The 18,268-nt window shown below is 59.6% G+C and carries 19 protein-coding genes; 14 read left to right on the top strand and 5 right to left on the bottom strand.

Annotated features, from left to right (window positions below):
• Positions 1-55 precede the first annotated feature (55 nt).
• A complete protein-coding gene (locus K0O24_RS02650) occupies positions 56-241 on the top strand; it encodes a DUF3237 family protein (RefSeq protein WP_219894283.1) in 186 nt (61 codons plus the stop codon).
• Positions 242-257: 16 nt separating this feature from the next.
• On the top strand, positions 258-386 hold the full coding sequence (locus K0O24_RS16845; RefSeq protein WP_281421690.1) for a hypothetical protein: 129 nt from the start codon (positions 258-260) through the stop codon (positions 384-386).
• Positions 387-562: 176 nt separating this feature from the next.
• On the opposite strand, the gene K0O24_RS02645 is transcribed toward K0O24_RS16845, so the two are convergent.
• Positions 563-1,042 carry a hypothetical protein gene (locus K0O24_RS02645; protein ID WP_219894282.1) on the bottom strand — a complete coding sequence of 160 codons (480 nt, stop codon included), beginning with the start codon at positions 1,040-1,042 and terminating at the stop codon, positions 563-565.
• 11 nt (positions 1,043-1,053) lie between these two features.
• On the bottom strand, positions 1,054-1,527 hold the full coding sequence (locus K0O24_RS02640; RefSeq protein WP_219894281.1) for a flavodoxin domain-containing protein: 474 nt from the start codon (positions 1,525-1,527) through the stop codon (positions 1,054-1,056).
• Between the two features lie 48 nt (positions 1,528-1,575).
• Here K0O24_RS02640 and K0O24_RS02635 point away from each other — a divergent pair, with 48 nt between their 5' ends.
• The 7 genes from K0O24_RS02635 (at position 1,576) to K0O24_RS02605 (ending at position 9,682) form a co-directional block, all read left to right on the top strand.
• Entirely contained in the window at positions 1,576-2,454 is an 879-nt protein-coding gene (locus K0O24_RS02635) for a shikimate kinase (protein WP_219894280.1), read from the top strand.
• Between the two features lie 71 nt (positions 2,455-2,525).
• Positions 2,526-4,211: a 2,3-epoxybenzoyl-CoA dihydrolase gene (boxC, locus tag K0O24_RS02630; RefSeq protein WP_219894279.1), complete on the top strand. Its 1,686-nt coding sequence runs from the start codon at positions 2,526-2,528 to the stop codon at positions 4,209-4,211.
• Between the two features lie 89 nt (positions 4,212-4,300).
• Complete coding sequence (gene boxB, locus K0O24_RS02625) at positions 4,301-5,698, top strand: benzoyl-CoA 2,3-epoxidase subunit BoxB (RefSeq protein WP_219894278.1); 1,398 nt, start codon at positions 4,301-4,303, stop codon at positions 5,696-5,698.
• A gap of 57 nt (positions 5,699-5,755) precedes the next feature.
• On the top strand, positions 5,756-7,312 hold the full coding sequence (locus tag K0O24_RS02620) for a benzoate-CoA ligase family protein (RefSeq protein WP_219894277.1): 1,557 nt from the start codon (positions 5,756-5,758) through the stop codon (positions 7,310-7,312).
• Positions 7,312-8,565 carry an NAD(P)/FAD-dependent oxidoreductase gene (locus K0O24_RS02615; RefSeq protein ID WP_219894276.1) on the top strand — a complete coding sequence of 418 codons (1,254 nt, stop codon included), beginning with the start codon at positions 7,312-7,314 and terminating at the stop codon, positions 8,563-8,565. Before K0O24_RS02620 ends, K0O24_RS02615 begins: the two co-directional genes overlap by 1 nt.
• 22 nt (positions 8,566-8,587) lie before the next feature.
• Complete coding sequence (locus tag K0O24_RS02610; protein WP_219894275.1) at positions 8,588-9,070, top strand: 4-hydroxylaminobenzoate lyase; 483 nt, start codon at positions 8,588-8,590, stop codon at positions 9,068-9,070.
• Positions 9,071-9,325: 255 nt separating this feature from the next.
• Complete coding sequence (locus K0O24_RS02605; protein ID WP_281421746.1) at positions 9,326-9,682, top strand: thiamine pyrophosphate-dependent enzyme; 357 nt, start codon at positions 9,326-9,328, stop codon at positions 9,680-9,682.
• A gap of 101 nt (positions 9,683-9,783) precedes the next feature.
• Here K0O24_RS02605 and K0O24_RS16840 read toward each other — a convergent pair whose 3' ends face one another.
• The 3 genes from K0O24_RS16840 to K0O24_RS02595 form a co-directional block, all read right to left on the bottom strand.
• Positions 9,784-10,245, bottom strand: coding sequence for an SDR family NAD(P)-dependent oxidoreductase (locus K0O24_RS16840; RefSeq protein WP_281421689.1), 462 nt, complete (start codon positions 10,243-10,245; stop codon positions 9,784-9,786).
• 25 nt (positions 10,246-10,270) lie between these two features.
• Positions 10,271-10,552 carry an SDR family NAD(P)-dependent oxidoreductase gene (locus K0O24_RS16835; protein ID WP_281421688.1) on the bottom strand — a complete coding sequence of 94 codons (282 nt, stop codon included), beginning with the start codon at positions 10,550-10,552 and terminating at the stop codon, positions 10,271-10,273.
• A gap of 112 nt (positions 10,553-10,664) precedes the next feature.
• Complete coding sequence (locus tag K0O24_RS02595) at positions 10,665-13,022, bottom strand: TonB-dependent receptor (protein WP_219894273.1); 2,358 nt, start codon at positions 13,020-13,022, stop codon at positions 10,665-10,667.
• A gap of 490 nt (positions 13,023-13,512) precedes the next feature.
• On the opposite strand from K0O24_RS02595, the gene K0O24_RS02590 reads away from it, so the two are divergent.
• From K0O24_RS02590 to K0O24_RS02570, 5 genes are all read left to right on the top strand, one after another.
• On the top strand, positions 13,513-14,451 hold the full coding sequence (locus tag K0O24_RS02590) for a VOC family protein (RefSeq protein ID WP_219894272.1): 939 nt from the start codon (positions 13,513-13,515) through the stop codon (positions 14,449-14,451).
• Between the two features lie 57 nt (positions 14,452-14,508).
• Entirely contained in the window at positions 14,509-15,588 is a 1,080-nt protein-coding gene (locus K0O24_RS02585; protein WP_219894271.1) for a fumarylacetoacetate hydrolase family protein, read from the top strand.
• 53 nt (positions 15,589-15,641) lie between these two features.
• A complete protein-coding gene (locus K0O24_RS02580; RefSeq protein ID WP_219894270.1) occupies positions 15,642-16,043 on the top strand; it encodes a cytochrome b in 402 nt (133 codons plus the stop codon).
• Positions 16,044-16,054: 11 nt separating this feature from the next.
• A complete protein-coding gene (locus tag K0O24_RS02575; RefSeq protein WP_219894269.1) occupies positions 16,055-17,119 on the top strand; it encodes an amidohydrolase family protein in 1,065 nt (354 codons plus the stop codon).
• A gap of 101 nt (positions 17,120-17,220) precedes the next feature.
• The gene (locus tag K0O24_RS02570; RefSeq protein ID WP_219894268.1) at positions 17,221-18,255 is read left to right on the top strand and encodes a zinc-dependent alcohol dehydrogenase; all 1,035 of its coding nucleotides are present in this window, start codon (positions 17,221-17,223) and stop codon (positions 18,253-18,255) included.
• Positions 18,256-18,268: the final 13 nt, after the last annotated feature.

Genomic DNA, 18,268 nt, shown 5'->3' with positions numbered 1-18,268 from the left:
GCCTCGAGGTCGAGGTTCGCCAACTCGAAGCGCGCGACCGTGACAGCGCGGACCGGTGCGCCTGATCGGGTTCACCGGAGGGCTGGTTTTCGGCCTGCTGACGTGCCGTATCCTGCCCAGCGGAGCCGATTGGCAGGCGGTGCAGCCCGGTGGCACGATCGATCTCCAGGCCCGCAATCTGCTGGAGCTGGAGGACGGCACTCGGGTCGAATTGCAGTCGCGGGGGCCGGCGCGCGGCTAGGGCCAGCTACTTCTGGTTGCCGATCTGGCTGCGCACCGCCAGCCCCGCCCTTGTCGCGCTAAACGGCGCGCAATTCCTGGGCCGGGGGCGCAAGCTCGCGAGCCACGTCGAGATCGAGGCCTTCGCGTTTCCCGGCAAGCACTGATGCCGCGCGGGTAGTGCTATGCCACGTGGATTGTACCGCCCCGCTCCGGCATCAACAACCAGCCGCTGGACTATGAGTACGTGAAGATCGCCTGACCGGCGAGGGGATTGCGAAGGGCCGGAACCTGACCGCCAGATTACGGCCGTTTCAATGGGGCCTCGGTGGACCCGAGACGGCTATCGGGCCGATTCTGTCAAGCCCATGCCGAGAGCCACCATGCGCTCCGACAGTTCGCTGGCCTTCTCCGACCAGCCGGACAGGTCGTCGACGTTGATGATGTCGACCGCGCCGTCTTCGGAGATGAAGCGCGCGCCGGAGAAGCTCTTGATGCACAGAAGCCCAGAAGAGCGGCGCGAAAGGACACCGCTCGCTGCGAGGTTGCGCCTCTCAAGGACCGCCGCAATTTCGGTCATGGCTGACCGCAACGCACCCGGATCTTTGTGCCAGTTGGTCAGGCGTTCCTCGATGACCTGGCGCTTTTCGGCGAACGGCATGGCCTTCAGTGTGTAGGAGAGGAACTTCTGCTTTTCCTGGGCGCAGAACCAGCGCGCTACAAACTGGCTGACGCGATAGTCGAGCAACGAGCAACGGGCGATAAACCCGCCGATCTCGGCATGGGCATCGCGCATTGCAGCGTCAGCTTCCTGAACTTCCATCTTGAGTCTCCTCAGCCAATCTGCGCTGCCCAGCCGGCAGCCCATTCGCCGGCGACGTCCTCGGCCAAAGTGCCGCTTGATGCGTCGTGGCGTTCGATATCGACAATTCTGCTCGCGCCGCAGGCTGCTAATGCAGCATCCCAGCGATCGCCAGCTGCGCAAAAGGTGTCGGCATAAGTGCGATCACCCAATGAAAAGATGGCGTAGCGCTTTCCCGAAAGATTGCATCCAGCCTCGACGGCTGCGAACAGGGCCTGGCCGTTGTCGGGGATCTCGCCGTGGCCGTAAGTCGAAGTGACGATTACTAACAGCTCGTACGGGTCAAAGGCAGACGTATCCAGACCGTCCATCAACTGCCGTTCGCAACCGACGCCAGCACCCGACAGTGCGGCCTCGACCTCTTCGCCGCACATATCGGCGAGGCCGGTCATCGTGGCAACAAAAATGCCGGTGCGTGTCTTTCCGCTCGACATAGGCCTCCCCATCCGGAAATATGATTCGTACAACGCCCCAATATGCAATATAGTGCAGGTATGCAAGCTAGTCAGCCGATCCAAGATCCAGAAAGCACTCCGGCCAGCCTTGAGATCGCAGCGCGCATCAGGTCCGCGCGGGCGCGGGCGGGCTTTACGCGCAAGCAACTGGCTGCTGCTTCCGGTGCCTCCGAGAGATACCTTGCCCGGCTCGAGGCAGGAACCGGTAATCCGTCGATCGAAATGCTCATGGGTGTGGCAGACGCATTGGGCCTAGCTGTGGCGGACCTTTTGCCCATCGGCGGCGAACGTGATCGTGAAATCGCGCATGTCGCGCAGCTCCTGCGCCGGATGCCGCACGAGCGCCTTCGCGCGGTCCTTGACTGGCTTGGCGAAAAGCAGGTTGGATTGTTCGACAAGGGGCGCCGAATAGCACTGATCGGCTTGCGCGGAGCAGGCAAGTCTTCCTTGGGCAAGGCCCTCGCAGAGCGCATTAATGTGCCATTTTTTGAGATTTCGAAGGAAGTCGAACGCCGCTATGGCGGAGACATTGGCGTTCTGCTCGAGATCAATGGGCCAGGAGCGCTACACCGCTATGAAGCGGAGGTTCTGGATGAGATATGCCGGACGCACTCAAGCGCGGTGATCGCGGCGCCCGGAGCGGTCGTTGCCGACGGCAAGCTTTACGAGCAACTGCGGCGCTCCGCATGGACGGTATGGCTTCAGGCGAACCCCGAGGACCACATGCAGCGCGTCGTAGCCCAAGGCGATTTGAGGCCGATGAGCGGAAACCGGGCGGCCATGACCGACCTGAAGGCCATTTTGTCTGCCCGCGAGGCTGACTATGGCCGCGCCGATGCGCGGCTCGACACCTCGGCTCAGGACTTCTCGCAGACGCTTGACCTTCTTGAAGGAATGACCGCAGCTCTCGCAAAATGAATTATAGTGCTTGTTTGATCTCGATCAATGTCCTATTGTTCCGTTTGTGATCGGGACAGAGGAGCGATTCGATGGCAACCCAACTCGCCGGGGCGGCGGAGCCCCAGGCAACGCTGTTCACCTATGACCAGGACGGCGAAACGTATCGGCACTGGAATCTCAGCATCGAGGGGCGCATCGCTACCGTTGCGATGAATGTCGACCCCGATGGCGGGCTGTTGCCGGGTTACAAGCTCAAGCTCAACAGCTACGATCTCGGTGTCGACATGGAACTGCATGACATCGTGCAGCGCTTGCGTTTCGAACATCCGGAAGTGGGCTGTGTGGTCCTGACCAGCACGAACGAGCGGATCTTCTGCTCGGGAGCTAACATCTACATGCTTGGCACCTCCAGCCATGCGTGGAAGGTGAACTTCTGCAAGTTCACCAACGAGACCCGCAATGGCCTAGAGGATTCCTCGCAGAACGGCAGCCTCAAGTTTCTCGCGGCGGTCAACGGGACATGTGCGGGCGGCGGTTATGAAGTGGCGCTCGCCTGCGACGAGATTCTGCTGATCGACGACCGCTCGTCGGCTGTATCGCTGCCGGAAGTGCCGCTTCTGGCTGTATTGCCCGGCACCGGCGGCCTGACCCGCGTCGTCGACAAGCGCATGGTCCGCAAGGATCTCGCCGATGTTTTCTGCACCTCTGAAGAGGGTGTTCGAGGCCGACGCGCAAAAGACTGGGGCCTTGTAGACGACATTGCGCCCCGCGGACGCTGGGACGAGGCCGTCAAGGCACGTGCCGAGGCGCTCGCCAAGACGAGCCCGCGTCCGCTGACGGCCCAAGGCGTGAAGCTCACCCCGCTCGCTCGCACGATCGATGAGGCTGGCTATCACTACGAAACCGTCGATGTGGAATTCAACCGCGCCCGCGGCTTTGCGACCATCACCATCAATGCGCCTACCGGTGCGCCGCCCATCGATGGGGATACGGCACAAGCGCAGGGCACGGCCTTCTGGCCGCTCAAGATGGCGCGCGAACTCGACGATGCGATCCTATTGCTGCGCACCAATGAACCCGAACTGGGTCTTTGGGTGCTCAAGGCTAGGGGTGATGGTGCCAAGGTTCTGGCCTATGACGACATCCTGCTCGCCAATCGCGACCATTGGTTCGTAAACGAGTGCCTGGGGATGCTCCGCCGCACGTTGTCGCGGCTCGATGTCTCGTCACGGTCGATGTACGCGGTGCTCGAAGCGGGATCGGCCTTTGCCGGGACCTTGGCCGAACTCGCCTTTGCTGCCGATCGCAGCTACATGCTTGAATTGGTTTCCGATCCGGAAAGCGGTCCGGTGATGCATCTCAGCAAGGCGAATTTCGGGCTTTTCCCGATGTGCAACGGCATTTTCCGCCTGCAGTCGCGGTTCCTCGGCACTCATGGCCGCATCGCTGAGCTCGAGGATCTGGTTGGAAGTCCGATCCCGTCGGGCGAAGCCCACGATCTCGGCCTCGTGACCTTTGCGCCCGATGACATCGACTGGGAGGACGAAGTCCGCCTTGCGATCGATGAACGCGCTGGTCTTTCGCCGGATGCCTGCACCGGGATGGAAGCCTCGCTGCGCTTCGCCGGTGCCGAGAACGTCTGGTCCAAGGTCTTTGGCCGCCTGTCGGCCTGGCAGAACTGGATATTCATTCGGCCTAACGCTGTGGGCGAGGGCGGGGCGCTGAAACTCTTCGGAACTGGCAAGCGCGCCGAGTTCGACAAGAAGCGCGTCTAAGAAACTCTCCGCCGCCCAATCCTCTCTTGGGCGGCAGGAGCACCATCTTACAGAAAGCCCCGAAAAGACGGTGGCCCAGGAGAAATATCATGGCGATCGATTACCAGACCAAGATTCCGAACAACGTTGACCTGTCGAACGACCGTGCGCTCCAGCGCGCGCTAGAACACTGGCAACCAGCCTTCCTCGACTGGTGGAAGGAACTGGGACCCACGACCTACCAAGGCCACGAAGTTTACCTGCGTACAGCGACCTCGGTTGATGCCAAGGGCTGGGCGACTTTCGGCCATGTGAAGATGCCGGACTACCGTTGGGGCATCTTCCTAGCCGACAGGCAGCAGGATCGCACAATTGGCTTCGGCGACTTCAAGGGCCAGCCCGCATGGCAGCAGGTTCCGGGCGAGTACCGTTCGGTGCTGCGCCGCCTGATCGTCACCCAAGGCGATACCGAACCGGCCTCGGTCGAGCAGCAACGCCTGCTCGCGCTCACTGCACCCTCGCTCTACGACATGCGCAACCTGTTCCAGGTCAACGTCGAGGAAGGCCGTCACCTGTGGGCGATGGTCTACCTGCTCCACGCCTATTTTGGCCGCGACGGGCGTGAGGAAGCCGAAGAAATGCTGTTCCGTCATTCGGGCGACGTCGATCACCCCCGGATTCTTGGCACTTTCAACGAGCCGATTGACGACTGGCTTTCCTTTTACATGTTCACCTACTTCACGGACCGTGACGGCAAGTACCAGCTTAAGTCGCTCGCCGAGAGCGGTTTCGACCCGCTGGCACGGACGTGCAGCTTCATGCTGACCGAGGAAGCGCACCACATGTTCGTCGGCGAGACCGGCATTGCGCGTGTCATCAAGCGCACGCTCGAGGAAATGGTCAAGCTCGGAAGCGACGATCCGGTTGCGCTGCGCAAGGCTGGCGTGATCGATCTGCCGTTGCTCCAGCGCTACATCAACTTCTGGTATTCCTCGGCGCTTGACCTGTTCGGTTCCGAAATCAGCTCGAACGCGGCGACCTATTTCGCCAACGGACTGAAGGGCCGGCCCGACGAAGCGACCTACGATGACCACGATTGCGCTGACACCTACGAGTCGGTCGATAGCCCCGAAGGTTTGCAGGAAATCGTGACGCGCAATGCGATGAATCTGATCACCCGCAATGCCTACGTGCGCGATTGTGGTATTGGCCTCACCCGTTGGAACCGCACGATCGCCAAGGCCGGCTTCAACTATGAGCTTACGCTGCCTTCGGAACGCTTCAATCGCAGCGTCGGGGTCTGGGCCGGAATGACCTTCGACCCAGTGGGCAAATCCTGTTCGCCTGACGTCGTTGCCGCTGCCCTGCCGAGCGAAGGTGACCGCGGCTACGTCAAGTCGCTGATGGTCGGGGTAACCGAGCCGGGCCAATGCGCCAACTGGACCAGTCCGCCCGATCGCGGGATCAACAACATGACGTTTGACTTCGACTACGTCCGCGCAGCCTGAGGAAATATGCCGGCGCGATCTGGACCAAGAGCCAGGCGCGTCGGGGAGAAAGGACCGATGAAAACTGAACAGGCGCGCACGATCGCTGATTTGCCGGAGGAGTTCAACGCCGCCGAGGATCTGCTCGCGTCAAATGTTGTCAAGCATCCGGACAAGACTGCAATCATCGATCATCGCGGCACGTGCACCTATGCCGATCTCGCCGATCGTGTTGCGCTTATGGCGGGGGTCTTCACGACGCTTGGCGTCCGGCGCGATCAGCGCGTTCTCGTCTGTCTGACCGATACGCGTGATTTCCCGACCGTATTTCTGGGCGCCATCCGCGCTGGCGTCGTTCCCGTCGCACTAAACACCCTTCTGACCGAAGATGACTACGGCTGGATACTCCACAACAGCGGGGCTGTTGCAGTCTTCGTTTCGGAAGAATTAGCAGACAAGTGGCGCGATATTGCGGCGTCCGAGCCGCACGTCCGGTTTGTCTCGAGTGAAGGCAATTCCTGGCTGAATCTGGAGGCGCTGTTGCATAGCGCAGAACCAGCGGCGGAACATGCGAAGACGCACCGGGATGATGTGGCCTTCTGGCTCTACACCTCGGGCTCCACAGGCCGCCCGAAAGGCGCGATGCATATCCATGCCTCGATGCGTTTGACCGCCAATCTCTATGGTTTGGGCACGGCAGGTTACCGCGAAGACGATGTTGTTCTGTCGATCGCCAAGCAGTTTTTTGCCTATGGCCTCGGCAACGCGCTGACCTTTCCCTATGCCGCCGGCGCAACGGTTGTGCTTTACAACGGCCGCGCGACACCAGAACCGATCAGCCAGCTTGTTCGCGAACATAAGGTGACAGTCCTTGGGGGCGTGCCGACCTTCCTGGCCGGTTGGCTCGCTCATCCTTCCTGTCCGTCTCATGACGATGCTCCGGCGTTGCGCATGGCGACGTCCGCAGGCGAAGCGTTGCCCGCCCACATTGCGCGCGCGTTTCGGGCCCGGTTTAATGCGGACGTGCTCGACGGCCTGGGCTCGACCGAAATGCTGCACATCTTTGTCTCGCAGCGCCCGGGCGAGGTCCGATTTGGCTGCACAGGGCGGGTTGTCGATGGATACAAGGTGCGCCTGATCGACGATTATGGAGAAGAAGCCGCCCCCGGTGAAATCGGCAACCTCCAGATTTGCGGCCCAACAACGGCGATCGGCTATTGGCGCAACCGGGAAAAATCAATTGTCTCCTTCCAGGGAGAATGGACGATCAGCGGAGACAAGTACGTCATGGATGAGGATGGCTGGCTTACTTATGCCGGCCGCGCCGACGATATGCTCAAGGTTGGTGGAATCTACGTCTCGCCGATCGAGGTCGAAGAAGCACTCGCCAGCCATCCCGAGGTTCTCGAGGCCGCCGTGGTCGGCGCCGAAGACGCCGACGCATTGGTCAAGCCGCATGCCTACGTTGTCGTTCACAATGACGTCGTAGCAGACGAAGACTTGGCCGAACGGCTCAAGGTACATGTCAAGGACCATCTGGCGCCCTACAAATATCCGCGCTGGATCACATTCGTTGATGAGCTGCCCAAGACGGCGACGGGCAAGATCCAGCGCTTTCAACTGAGGAAGGACTGATGGCAAGCGACCAGATTTATGATGTCGTCATTGTTGGCGGCGGTCATGGCGGCGCCCAGGCGGCGATCGCGTTGCGCGGCGTCGGTTTTCAGGGAACCGTGGCCATCGTCGGCCGCGAAACCGAGATGCCTTACGAGCGACCGCCTCTTTCCAAGGAATACCTCGCCCAAGAGCGCCCGTTCGAGCGGCTCTACATCCGCCCCGCGCAATACTGGCAGGAAAAGCAGGTTGACCTGCTGCTCGGGCGGACCGTGACAGCGCTCGATGCCCAGGCACACACGGTCACTTGCGCTGATGGCGAGACGATCGGCTACGGTCGGTTGATCTGGGCCACTGGCGGCGACCCGCGCGCGCTTCCGGTTCCAGGCGGCGACTTGGCCGGTGTTCACGCGGTGCGCGATCGTGAGGACGTCGACGCGATCATGTCCGATCTTGGCTCGGTTGCGAACGTTGTGATCATCGGTGGCGGCTATATCGGTCTGGAGGCGGCGGCCGTGCTGGCCAAGCTGGGCAAGCAGGTGACCCTGCTGGAAGCTCTGCCGCGGGTGCTGGCACGCGTGGCAGGCGAAGACCTCTCGGCTTTTTATCAAGCCGATCACCGTGCCCACGGGGTCGATCTTAGGGTAGGCCAGCAGGTCGATAGCCTCGCCGGCGTGGGTCAGGTCAGCGGCGTGCGGCTCGACGACGGAACTGTGCTGCCCGCACAGATGGTAATCGTCGGCATTGGCATCGTTCCCTGCATTGAACCACTCGCCGCAGCCGGTGCCGAATGCGGCAACGGTGTCAGGGTCGATGGCCAGTGCCGGACCAGCTTGCCCGATATTTTCGCTATCGGCGACTGTGCTGCGCACGCCAACGCCTTTGCCGACGGACAGGTAATCCGGCTGGAATCGGTGCAGAACGCCAACGATATGGCGATGATCGTCGCGAAAACGATTTGCGGCGATCAAGCGCAATATGCGGCGACGCCATGGTTTTGGTCGAATCAGTACGACCTGAAACTTCAGACGGTGGGCCTTTCGGCCAGGCACGCCAAGGCAGTCACCCGCGGCGATCCGGTGACCCGCAAGTTTTCGGTGGTCTATTTGGATCCTGAGAACCGGGTAATTGCCCTTGATTGCGTCAACAACGCGCGCGACTTTTCACACGGTCGCCGGCTAGTAGAACTTCGCGTGGGGGTTGATCCGACAGAGATAGCCGATGTCTCGCGCCAGTTGAAGGAGTGGATACCCATTCCAGCATCAGCTACCTAAATCATCTAAAAGGATTCTCTTGATGAGCGCACGTCCCCAGACTCCTCCCGAATTCATCGAACATATTGCCGCCGTCACCGCAGCCATTGCTGGCAATCCATGCGACGCCAGCCTTGAGGAGCGACTGAACCGCGATTTTCCCGCAGGCGGCGCTTGGTTCTTAAAGGCGTTCGAGATGTGCAAGCTTGGTGTAGCTGAAGGCTGGCTATGCGGACGCGAAGCGGGGGGGATCAAGTTTGGCCGCGCGGTCAAAGAAGGCGATGCGACTCATGGCATGTCTGTTGACGTGGTTGAGATGACCGACGTCGTAGGGCCGCACCATGCCCACCCAGATGGCGAGATTGATCTGGTCATGCCGCACGACGCGGCGGCGCAGTTCGATGGATGCGGTGCAGGCTGGAAAGTCTACGGCCCGGCTTCCGCACACAATCCAACAGTAACTGATGGCAAGGCCCTGATTCTATATCTCCTGCCGGGCGGTGCGATCGAGTTTACGCGTGGCTGAGGCTAAGGGCGCTTCGGGGCGCATTCGGCTCAACATCGAGGAGGGAGTTTCCACGCTTGCGCTGATCCGAGAACAACGGATGAAAGCGTTCGACTCCGAGTTGCACGCAGAGATCCATGTGGCGCTGGAAATGGTTCGAGACCTAAAATGCGTGCGCATCTTTGTGATGACTAACGTCGGACAAGTGTCCAGTGTTGGGCAGGATCTGCCCGAGCGTGCCGCATCTTTCGCCCGCGGCGAGATGCCTGATCTGGTCTGCCTGCCGCCGTTGGCATGGCGCTTGCGCGGCCAGATGAAAAGATCATCGCTGTGCTCGGCGACGGATCCTCGATGTATGCCATCCAAGGCCTGCGCGCAGCGAAACAATGGAATGCAAACATCGCTTTCGTCATCCTGAAGAATGGCCGCTACGAAGCGCTTCACAGCTTCGGCCGCCATTTCGGTATGCACGAAATGGTCGGCACGATGTTCCCCGATCTCGATTTCGTCGCACTTGCCAAGGGGCATGGCGTTTCGGGCGTACGAGCAGAGGATCCCACCGCGCTCGATGCTGCGCTCTCGCACGCCTTCGCGACAAATGGGCCGATTCTGGTTGAGGCTGTGATTGTCTAGCCGGCGACATTGTGACCGTGACGATGGCGGGCGGGGGAGCGTCGCGAGATTAGCTCTGTTTCAATCTAGCGTGACCGATCTGATTGCATCAAATCGGTCAGCTAATCAGCAGTCCATCCGCCATCGACGACAAGGGATGTGCCAGTAATGAGAGCCGAAGCATCGGAGGCGAGGAAAAGCACACTGCCCATCAGGTCCTCCACCTGCCCCAGCCGTCCGAGTTTGATCTTGGCCAGCACATCGTCGAGGAAGGCCTTGTCCTCGAAAAACGGCTTGGTCATCGGTGTTTCGATAAACGTGGGAGCAATCGTGTTGGAACGGATTCCATGCGACGCCAGATCAAGCGCAAAGGCCTTGTTCATCCCCTCAATCGCCCATTTCGAGGCACAATAAAGGCTGCGGCGACGGCCACCAACATGGCCCATCTGGCTGCTCATATGGATCAGGCTGCCGGGCAAGCCATCGCGCATTAACGCTTTCACGCAATGCTGCGCCACAAAAAACGCCGCTCTAAGATTGAGATCAAGAACGGCGTCAAAGTCGTCCTCGATCACTTCCCACATCGGTTTGGGGCGATTGGTGCCAGCGTTATTGAGCAGGACGTGGAACGCGGGTCGCGCGGCAAAGAAGGCCTCCACCCGCGCGACTGTCGCTCACATCCAGCACCGCTGCCTCGGCATTGCCACCGGCCGCACGTATTGCCGCTGCGCTCTGCTTGATTTCTAAGGCCGTGCGGGCGACCAGCGTCACCTCCGCGCCTGCCTGTGCAAGCGCTGCCGCAGCGGCGAGCCCTATACCCCGTCCCGCCCCAGTCACCAACGCGCGGCGACCATTAAGGCAGAAGCTAGGCGTTTGCGGCAGGCCAGTCATCTCCTGGTACCCCTATTCAATCTGCACAAGCAAATGAGACGCTTCAAACCACAAAGGCACCCATTCGACTGATGTCTATGGGTGCCTTTGCCATTCCTCAACTCAGGCTGCTTTAGAAACTGATACCAGCGCGGACGCCAAACGTTCTGGGAGGCCGCAGTGTGCCGACCGTAAACAGGCTGAACAGATTGGGAAAAGATTGGGCCAGGACTGTCTTGTTGAACGCGTTATTGATATAGGCCGCAACTGTGAACCGGCTTTGCGAAGCAGTGTAGCTTATTTCGGCATCGGCCTGCCAATATCCCTTCTGGAACTCGACCTGTGTAAATTCCAACCCTGCCATTGAGCCGGACTGGTAGTGGGCACGCGCTCTGACGATAATCTTGCCAGAGTTGGCAAGCGGGATCGTTTGCTGACCACCCAGATTGACTGTCCATTCGGGGGCAAATGGCGGCCGCCGCCCCGAACAATCAACAGTATATGAAAGCCCGGGAGTCCCGATTGTTGGGCAGGCCGTTCCGTTCCCCGCGCCGCCATTGAGGTTAGGCGTAAAATAAACAAAATCATTGTACTTGGCATCAAGGTACTGGATATCGGCACTCAACAGGGTGTTATTTGTAACGAGAAATTGCGTGTCTATTTCGGCCCCCTTGTAAGTAGCTCGACCGATATTTTCAGTTGCAAAGATGATATCTCCTGCCGAGTCAAACGCCAGATGACTGATTTGTTGGTCTTTATATCGCCAATAGAACAATTCGGCATTCAACTGAACGCGATTATCGAAAAATTTGTTCTTCGACCCGACAGTAAAGGCCGATATGGTCTCGGGTCGGAAAACTCCATTGTCACCCGAGAAAAAGAATCCGCCCGATTTGAACCCAGTTTCGTAGCTGGCGTAGACCAGATTGCGGGGGGTGATGTCCCAGTCGGCGCCAACACGCCAAGTGAATTTGTGGAACTTTGCGTGACGCGCATTTGCGCCCGTTTCATCAAGTAGGCTCGGCGCAATGATGGTGCCATCGGGCCCGGGGACAAAGTTGGGTGCGGGTAGTGAAGTCCCATAGGGGAACCCTAGGGCCGTTGGGCAACCCGGCGTGTAGGTCGGAAAATATGAAGTTGGCAGCACGCAAATCTTGGCACGGGACGCCAGGCTACCAGAAAAATCCTTGGTCTCAGTGGTATAGCGGCCACCGACGTTGAACCGTAATGCTGGTGTGATCGCATAAGTCAGGCGACCAAATGCCGCGAAACTTGTCGTCTGCGGAAAATAGGATTGCAGGTTAAAATTGGCCTGCTGATTGACTGTATAGTAAGGAATATCGTTGTTTTCGCGAAAATAGAATGCCCCGATCAAATAGCGTAGCGCGTGCGTGTCATCCGAAGCCAAACGCAGCTCTGCGCTGGACTGCTTGTCGTGCTCGACTTGAACGACTTGGAAGCCCGGCCCTGTAGTTGCGTAATCGAGATTCGATTCTCGGTGCGATGGAATTAATGTAATTGTTCCCAGAGGCATTTGCCATTCAATCGTCGATGAAATGCCCCAGTAGCTATTGTGCAAAAATGGCGGCGCAGTGATCGGCCCAAAGAAATTTCCCAGCAGAGTGTTGGGTTGCGACGTATAGTAGGCTTGGCCGAACGGCGACAACAAGCCTTGACGAAGGTTACCCGAACTCACCCCATCAAGTGGCGTTGATCCGACGCCCTCGCCCCGCTGACGGAAGTAGTCAGCCACAATGGTGATTTTGAGATCGGGCGCAGGCGTGGTAAGCAACGAGAAGCGGCCACCCAAGTCATTCTGGTCATCGCTGCCATCCGCCATGTATCCGTCGTGGCGCACGAATGTCCCTGCAGCCCTGAATGCTGTGTTATCGCCAAGCGGAACGTTGAGGGCACCGCTGACCTGAACAGCGTTATAATTGCCGTATCCAGCCGAAAGGTCACCGCCGAGCCGGCCGAGTTCTGGCAAGTGGCTAATGACGTTGATGGCACCCCCAGTGGCGTTGCGACCATATAGCGTGCCTTGGGGTCCCTTTAGCACTTCGACACGTTCGAGGTCGTAAAAATATCCTGTTGTGCTGGAAGGCTTGCCAACATAGACGCCGTCAAAGTTGAATGCGACCGCCGCGTCAGAAAGCGCGTTACTTGTAAAATTGCCTACGCCCCGCAGATAGAAGATCGAATAAGGACCAGCAATCGGCGCTACCTGAAGCGATGGCACTAGCGAAGTCAGCTGGCTGGGCGTTGTTGCGCCGGCGCTGGTCAGTGTGTCACCCGAAATAGCGCTGACGGGGATGGCAGCACGCTGTAGATTTTCCGATCTGCGCTGCGCGGTCACAACAATGTCGGCCAATCCGGACGATGAGGCGGCCGCGTCTTCTTTGTCCGCGGCCTGTGCCTGTTCTGCACGCGCGGACGAGGCCTGCGCCACCAGTGCAATGGCACTAACCGAAATTGCCCAAGCATATTTCATAGCATTTCCTCCCTCAATTTTTTCATTTTTGTGATTAAATCTGAAAATCTGGCCGGCTTCATCGGCGCTGTGGCAGCTATTAGGCGCGCTACAAATCCATATGATTGCTTCGCAGAATTAGCACCCTCACCGCGGCTTTGTGAAATCGTTTGAATCCATTCCACTTATTGATCCGCCGAATAGGTCGCCGCGCGGCGCCTTTTTTACGGATGGCTCAACGGCCACGGCGACCCGTACTAAGCGGCGCAGGTCCGCCGCTTTGCTCGCGTGCCAGGCGCGGCGCTGACCTATCTGCCGGACCGATAGCAGGAAGGGGCGTATTCGATTGGACCTTGTGTCTCCCCCGAAGCATAGAAGCGTCGTCAGAAGGCAGCAGTGATAGCTGCCAATGGACAGACATCGGCTTGGCCGAAGGGAGAGATGGATGATCGGTCACATCTTGCATCTCCACCCCGTATGGCCGCCCCTTGCGACAGGATTTTGACTGATCATGCGAATAAAGCGATTTCACCACGTCAGCTTCGATGTCACCGATCTTGACGCTACAGCGCGTTTCGCGAGCGACTTTGGCCTGATCGAAGCTGTGCGGAGCGATAGCCAATTGTTCATGCGGACAAGTGGCGGCGATGCCTTTGCCTATGTCGCGCACAAGGCCGAGCATGCCGCCTTCAACGGCTTTGCCTTCGAGGTGGAGAGCGAAAGCGATCTTGCCGAGGCGGTGGCCTGCCATGGCGCCAGCCCCATCCGCGATCTCGGTTCACCGGGCAGAGGGAAGGCTGTCACGCTGACAGACCCGAACGGCTTTGCGGTCGATCTAGTTTACGGAGTTGCGCGCCGTAAGGCCGATGAATTTCCCGCGCCGCTGGTGCAGAATTCATGCGTGCGATATCAGCGCTTGGGCCGGTTCGAGCCCAAGCGCAAGCTCGGACCAGCACAATTGGCGCGGCTCGGCCATATCGGGATTTTTGTGCCCAGCTTCGCGCAGAGCTTTCCCTGGTATAAGGGCGTGCTCGGTCTGATCCCCAGCGAGATCTATCACGTGCCCGGGAAGCCTGAAGCGCAGATCATCAGCTTTATGCGTCTTGATCGCGGGGAAGAGCGCGTCGATCACCACACCATCGCCCTGATGCAGAGCCAGAGCGGTGAGACAGCCTGCCATCACATCAGCTTTGAAGTGCAGGACTTTGAGGCCCAGTTCGTCGCGCACCGCTATCTGGAAGACAAAGGCTATGAACTGGTGTGGGGCGTTGGCCGCCATCCGCATGGCAGCCATGTTTTCGATGTCTGGCGCGATCCGGACGGCAACCGCTTTGAAACCTTCTCCGACACCGACCTGCTGGTGGCCAGCGATGGAACCCGCATCTGGGATCTGCATGATGTCGAAATGGATATCTGGAGTTCCGATCCGCCAGATCGCTATTTCGCCTGACCGGAGAAACGAGAGCCCGCCTGGCTTGAGCCAGAATTTGAACAATGAGGAATTCCCATGTCCGACCACGCATTTTCCGCAGGCAGAGTGAAGCCAGCGGAACAGCCAGATAATATCGATCCCGTCACCGGTCTGGTCGCGGGCAGCTTTGGCATCGGCACCTACCAATCGGGTGGCTCCAAGCCATTCCCCGGTCTGGTCTTGCCCGGTGGCGCGGTGTTTGATCTCTCGCATCTCTATGTCGATACCCATGCCATCTTCGAGGACTGGGACCGCGCCGTCGATCTGGCCAGCGCTCTGGCCACCAAGCAGGACAAGCCCGCGCTGTCCTATGCCGATCTGCATATCCTACCCGTGTTGTCGCATCCCAATCTGTTGTGCGCGGGTGCCAACTATCGCCAGCATGTCGCCGAGATGATGACGTTCAATAAATTCAACCAACATCTGCGTAAGGAAGGCGAAAGTGACGAGGCATTCTTTGAGCGCAATTTGGCCGAGATCGATCGTCGCGCGCGTGAGGGCATGCCCTTTTTCTGGACCGGCCTGCATTCTTCGCTCTGCGGTCCCAAAGACGATATCCCCCTACCCTTGATCGGCGAGCATCCCGATTGGGAACTGGAGTTTGGCGCCATTCTTAAGAATGGCGGGCGGTATCTCCGTCCGGATGAGACCAACGATCTGATCGCCGCCTATGTGATGGTCAATGATCTGGGCACGGTCGACGAATTCCGCCGCATTGACGTGCGCTGGGGCTATGACTGGGTCAGCAAGCATCAGCCCAACTTCAAGCCCTTTGGCCCCTTTGCTGTACCCAAGGAATTTGTCGACCGCACCAAGGTGCAGATCAAGTTGACGGTGAATGGCGAAATCCGCCAGGATTGGCCAATCTCTGACATGATCTTCCAGCCCGAGCAGATTCTGTCCTTTGCGTCCGAGCGCATCAAGCTGCTTCCGGGTGACCTGCTGATCACCGGCTCACCCCCGGGCAATGCCGCGATGCATGACGGCGCCTGGCTCAAGCCGGGAGATATCATGGAGAGCCAGATCACCTATCTTGGCCGGCAGAGGAACCGTATCATCGCCGAAGATGCGCAAGGTCGCACAACCAATTATGGTCCGTTCATCACCGAATGGTGAGATGGCCCAACCTTCTTGCCAACGCCGCCACGGCCTCCGATCATTACGGAGGCATGGCGATATTGGCGCTGTTGCTGCTGCGCGTCCTGTGGCGGCTGACGCATCGTCCGCCCACGCTGCATGTTGGCATGCCTCGCCTGTTGCGCCTGCTGGCCCGTGCCACGCAGGTGGGGCTCTATGGCCTGCTGCTGGCGCTGCCCCTGTCGGGCTGGGTGATGAGTTCGGCGGTCCCCAAGCGGCATCCGATCGGCCTTGCGGGCGTGATCGAGGTGCCGTTTTTGCCCATCGGGCCGGATATGGGTTTGGCAAGGTGCGGCCATTCGGCTCATGTGACGATGGCATGGCTGATGATCGCTCTATTGTCGCTGCATATCGCTGGCGCGCTGAAACATCATTTTTACAACCGCGACGGCGTCCTGCGAAGCATTCTGCTGCGCCGGGCCGCTGACCGATAGAAGGCAAAACTATGAGCGGAAAGCGCTTAGATTGCGGCTCTGGCCATGAAACTTCGGACCTGAGCAAGGATGGGCGGCACAAGGTGGTGGACATCCATTGCCACCTCAATGTGCAGGGCGCGCAAGCCTATGTGCAGGCCAATGTCGCGGTCATGCCCAATCCGGCGGGATTTTCCTCACCGCAATCGGATGCAGTCATGGCCAAGCTGTTCGCCCAGCTTTCTGCGAAGCTGAACAACATTGATCTGCGCATTCCCGAAATGGACAGTCTGGGCATCGATATTCAGGCAATTAGCCCGTCACCGGGCCAATACTATTATTTCGTTGAGCCGGACATTGGCCGCAGCGCCGCCCGCATAGTCAACGACGGCATCTCCGAGGCGGTCGGCCGACATCCCGATCGCCTGATCGGGATGGGTACTGTGCCCTTGCAGAATCCCAACATGGCCATCGCCGAAATGCGTCGCTGCGTCAGCGAGCTTGGTATGCGCGGCATCGAGATTTCGACCAACGTCAACGGACTGGAACTGGCCGACTCACGCTTCCGGCCCTTTTTCGCGGCGGCCGAGGAGCTTGGCATCCTGATCTTTATCCACCCGCTCGGCTTCACCCATGGGCAGCGCCTTTCGGAACATTATCTCAACAACATCCTCGGCAACCCGTTGGAATCGACCATTGCGCTCAGCCATCTGATCTTTGGTGGCGTGCTGGATCAATTCTCCGGGCTAAAGATTTGCGTGGCGCATGGCGGCGGCTATCTGCCGGGTTATTGGGGTCGGATGGATCATGCCTATCGTGCCCGCGAGGATTGCCGCGAACATATCAAGCGCGAGCCCTCCTCCTATCTGCGGCAGGTCTGGCTCGACACGCTGGTGTTCGACAAGGATCAGCTCGATTTCCTCGTGCGCACCCATGGGCCGGACAAGCTGTGCTTGGGTACCGACTATCCATTCGATATGGCGGAGCCCGATCCGCTGGGATTTCACGGCCATCTCGATGACAGCGTGAAGGCCAGAATCCTCGGGCTCAACGCTTTGAAGTTGCTCGGCCTGCCCCCTTCCGCAATGGCAGACTGACAAAGGAAGCCATCCCGAACGACACCTGCCAAAGCCGAAAGCGATACGACCGCCCATCGCCTGGGTTGGTCTCCATCCAGAAAGAGAGGAACAACAAAATCATGACCCTCAGCAAGGCCATTCGTTTCGACAGCCCTGGCAAGGTTTCCCTTGTCGATCAAGCAATTGCCCCCCCCTCCGCCCGCGACGTGACGGTGGAAACCGAAATCTCGCTGATCAGCGCGGGCACGGAAAGATCCTTTCTGCTGCACGCTCCGCATTATCCGGTCTTTCCCGGCTATAGCGTGGTCGGGCGCATCACCCGCCTGGGCGAAGCGGTCCCGGGATTTGCGATTGGCGACAGGGTGATCGCCGATGGCCCGCACGCCAGTCTGATCAATTGCGATTATCGCCGTGTCTGCGCGATCGGCGAGGATGTGTCCGCCGAGCATGCCGCCTTCTTCAGCGTGGCTGGTATGGCAATCCACGCCGTCCGGCTTGCCAAACTGAACATCGGCGATCCGCTGCTCATCCTGGGGCAAGGCCTGATAGGCCTGATCGCCACCCAGATCGCGCGCCTTGCAGGGGCGGTTCCCATCACCGTGGTCGATGTGGTCGGGGAAAGGCTGGCACTGGCGCGCAAGCTAGGCGCCGATAGCGCCTTCCTCGCCTCCGAGAGTGAAGCGCTCAAGGCCTGGCTGAGCACCATGCCCGGCGGCGGCCCGGCCACGACCATCGATCTGAGTGGCGTGCCCAGCACGGTCGATCTGGCCGTGGAGGTCACCCGGCGCCAGGGCCGGATCGTCAACGCCTCGCTGGCGCCCCAGGGCTATGACGTCAACATCTTCGGCCGCACCTGGCTCGAAGGGATTACCATCGTCGGCTCCTACTACAACGCCCGCCCATGGCAACTCGATGCCACGGAAACTACCTCGCCCTATGATTGGCCGGTAAGGCTGGTCGATCCGGTGCGGCATGTCGGCCATGGCCCATCGACCGGGCGGGGCGAGATGGATATCTTTCTCGCGCTGCTGGCCAATGGGCGGCTCGACCTTGGCCAGATCATTTCCGAGGCCCTCCCGCTTGATCAGGCGGTCGCCACCTTCGAGGGCCTAGCCCATGCGACCGGGCTGGGTTACCTGATCCGCTGGACGTGAGCGCGAGCGTCGA

The organism is Aquisediminimonas profunda (genome assembly GCF_019443285.1).
GTDB lineage: Bacteria > Pseudomonadota > Alphaproteobacteria > Sphingomonadales > Sphingomonadaceae > Aquisediminimonas > Aquisediminimonas profunda.
The sequence above is the reverse complement of the archived record's forward strand: the minus strand, read 5'-3'. Positions and strand labels throughout refer to the sequence as shown.

Excerpts from the sequence above, each read along its gene's own strand:
- K0O24_RS02595 (WP_219894273.1), bottom strand. The coding sequence starts at position 13,022 with ATGAAATATGCTTGGGCAATTTCGGTTAGTGCCATTGCACTGGTGGCG.
- K0O24_RS02580 (WP_219894270.1), top strand. The coding sequence starts at position 15,642 with ATGGCGATATTGGCGCTGTTGCTGCTGCGCGTCCTGTGGCGGCTGACG.
- K0O24_RS02615 (WP_219894276.1), top strand. The coding sequence starts at position 7,312 with ATGGCAAGCGACCAGATTTATGATGTCGTCATTGTTGGCGGCGGTCAT.
- K0O24_RS02585 (WP_219894271.1), top strand. The coding sequence starts at position 14,509 with ATGTCCGACCACGCATTTTCCGCAGGCAGAGTGAAGCCAGCGGAACAG.
- K0O24_RS16835 (WP_281421688.1), bottom strand. The coding sequence starts at position 10,552 with ATGACTGGCCTGCCGCAAACGCCTAGCTTCTGCCTTAATGGTCGCCGC.
- K0O24_RS02640 (WP_219894281.1), bottom strand. The coding sequence starts at position 1,527 with ATGGGGAGGCCTATGTCGAGCGGAAAGACACGCACCGGCATTTTTGTT.
- K0O24_RS02610 (WP_219894275.1), top strand. The coding sequence starts at position 8,588 with ATGAGCGCACGTCCCCAGACTCCTCCCGAATTCATCGAACATATTGCC.
- K0O24_RS02620 (WP_219894277.1), top strand. The coding sequence starts at position 5,756 with ATGAAAACTGAACAGGCGCGCACGATCGCTGATTTGCCGGAGGAGTTC.
- K0O24_RS02590 (WP_219894272.1), top strand. The coding sequence starts at position 13,513 with ATGCGAATAAAGCGATTTCACCACGTCAGCTTCGATGTCACCGATCTT.
- K0O24_RS16840 (WP_281421689.1), bottom strand. The coding sequence starts at position 10,245 with ATGTGGGAAGTGATCGAGGACGACTTTGACGCCGTTCTTGATCTCAAT.
- boxC (WP_219894279.1), top strand. The coding sequence starts at position 2,526 with ATGGCAACCCAACTCGCCGGGGCGGCGGAGCCCCAGGCAACGCTGTTC.
- K0O24_RS02635 (WP_219894280.1), top strand. The coding sequence starts at position 1,576 with ATGCAAGCTAGTCAGCCGATCCAAGATCCAGAAAGCACTCCGGCCAGC.
- K0O24_RS02570 (WP_219894268.1), top strand. The coding sequence starts at position 17,221 with ATGACCCTCAGCAAGGCCATTCGTTTCGACAGCCCTGGCAAGGTTTCC.
- K0O24_RS02575 (WP_219894269.1), top strand. The coding sequence starts at position 16,055 with ATGAGCGGAAAGCGCTTAGATTGCGGCTCTGGCCATGAAACTTCGGAC.
- K0O24_RS02645 (WP_219894282.1), bottom strand. The coding sequence starts at position 1,042 with ATGGAAGTTCAGGAAGCTGACGCTGCAATGCGCGATGCCCATGCCGAG.
- boxB (WP_219894278.1), top strand. The coding sequence starts at position 4,301 with ATGGCGATCGATTACCAGACCAAGATTCCGAACAACGTTGACCTGTCG.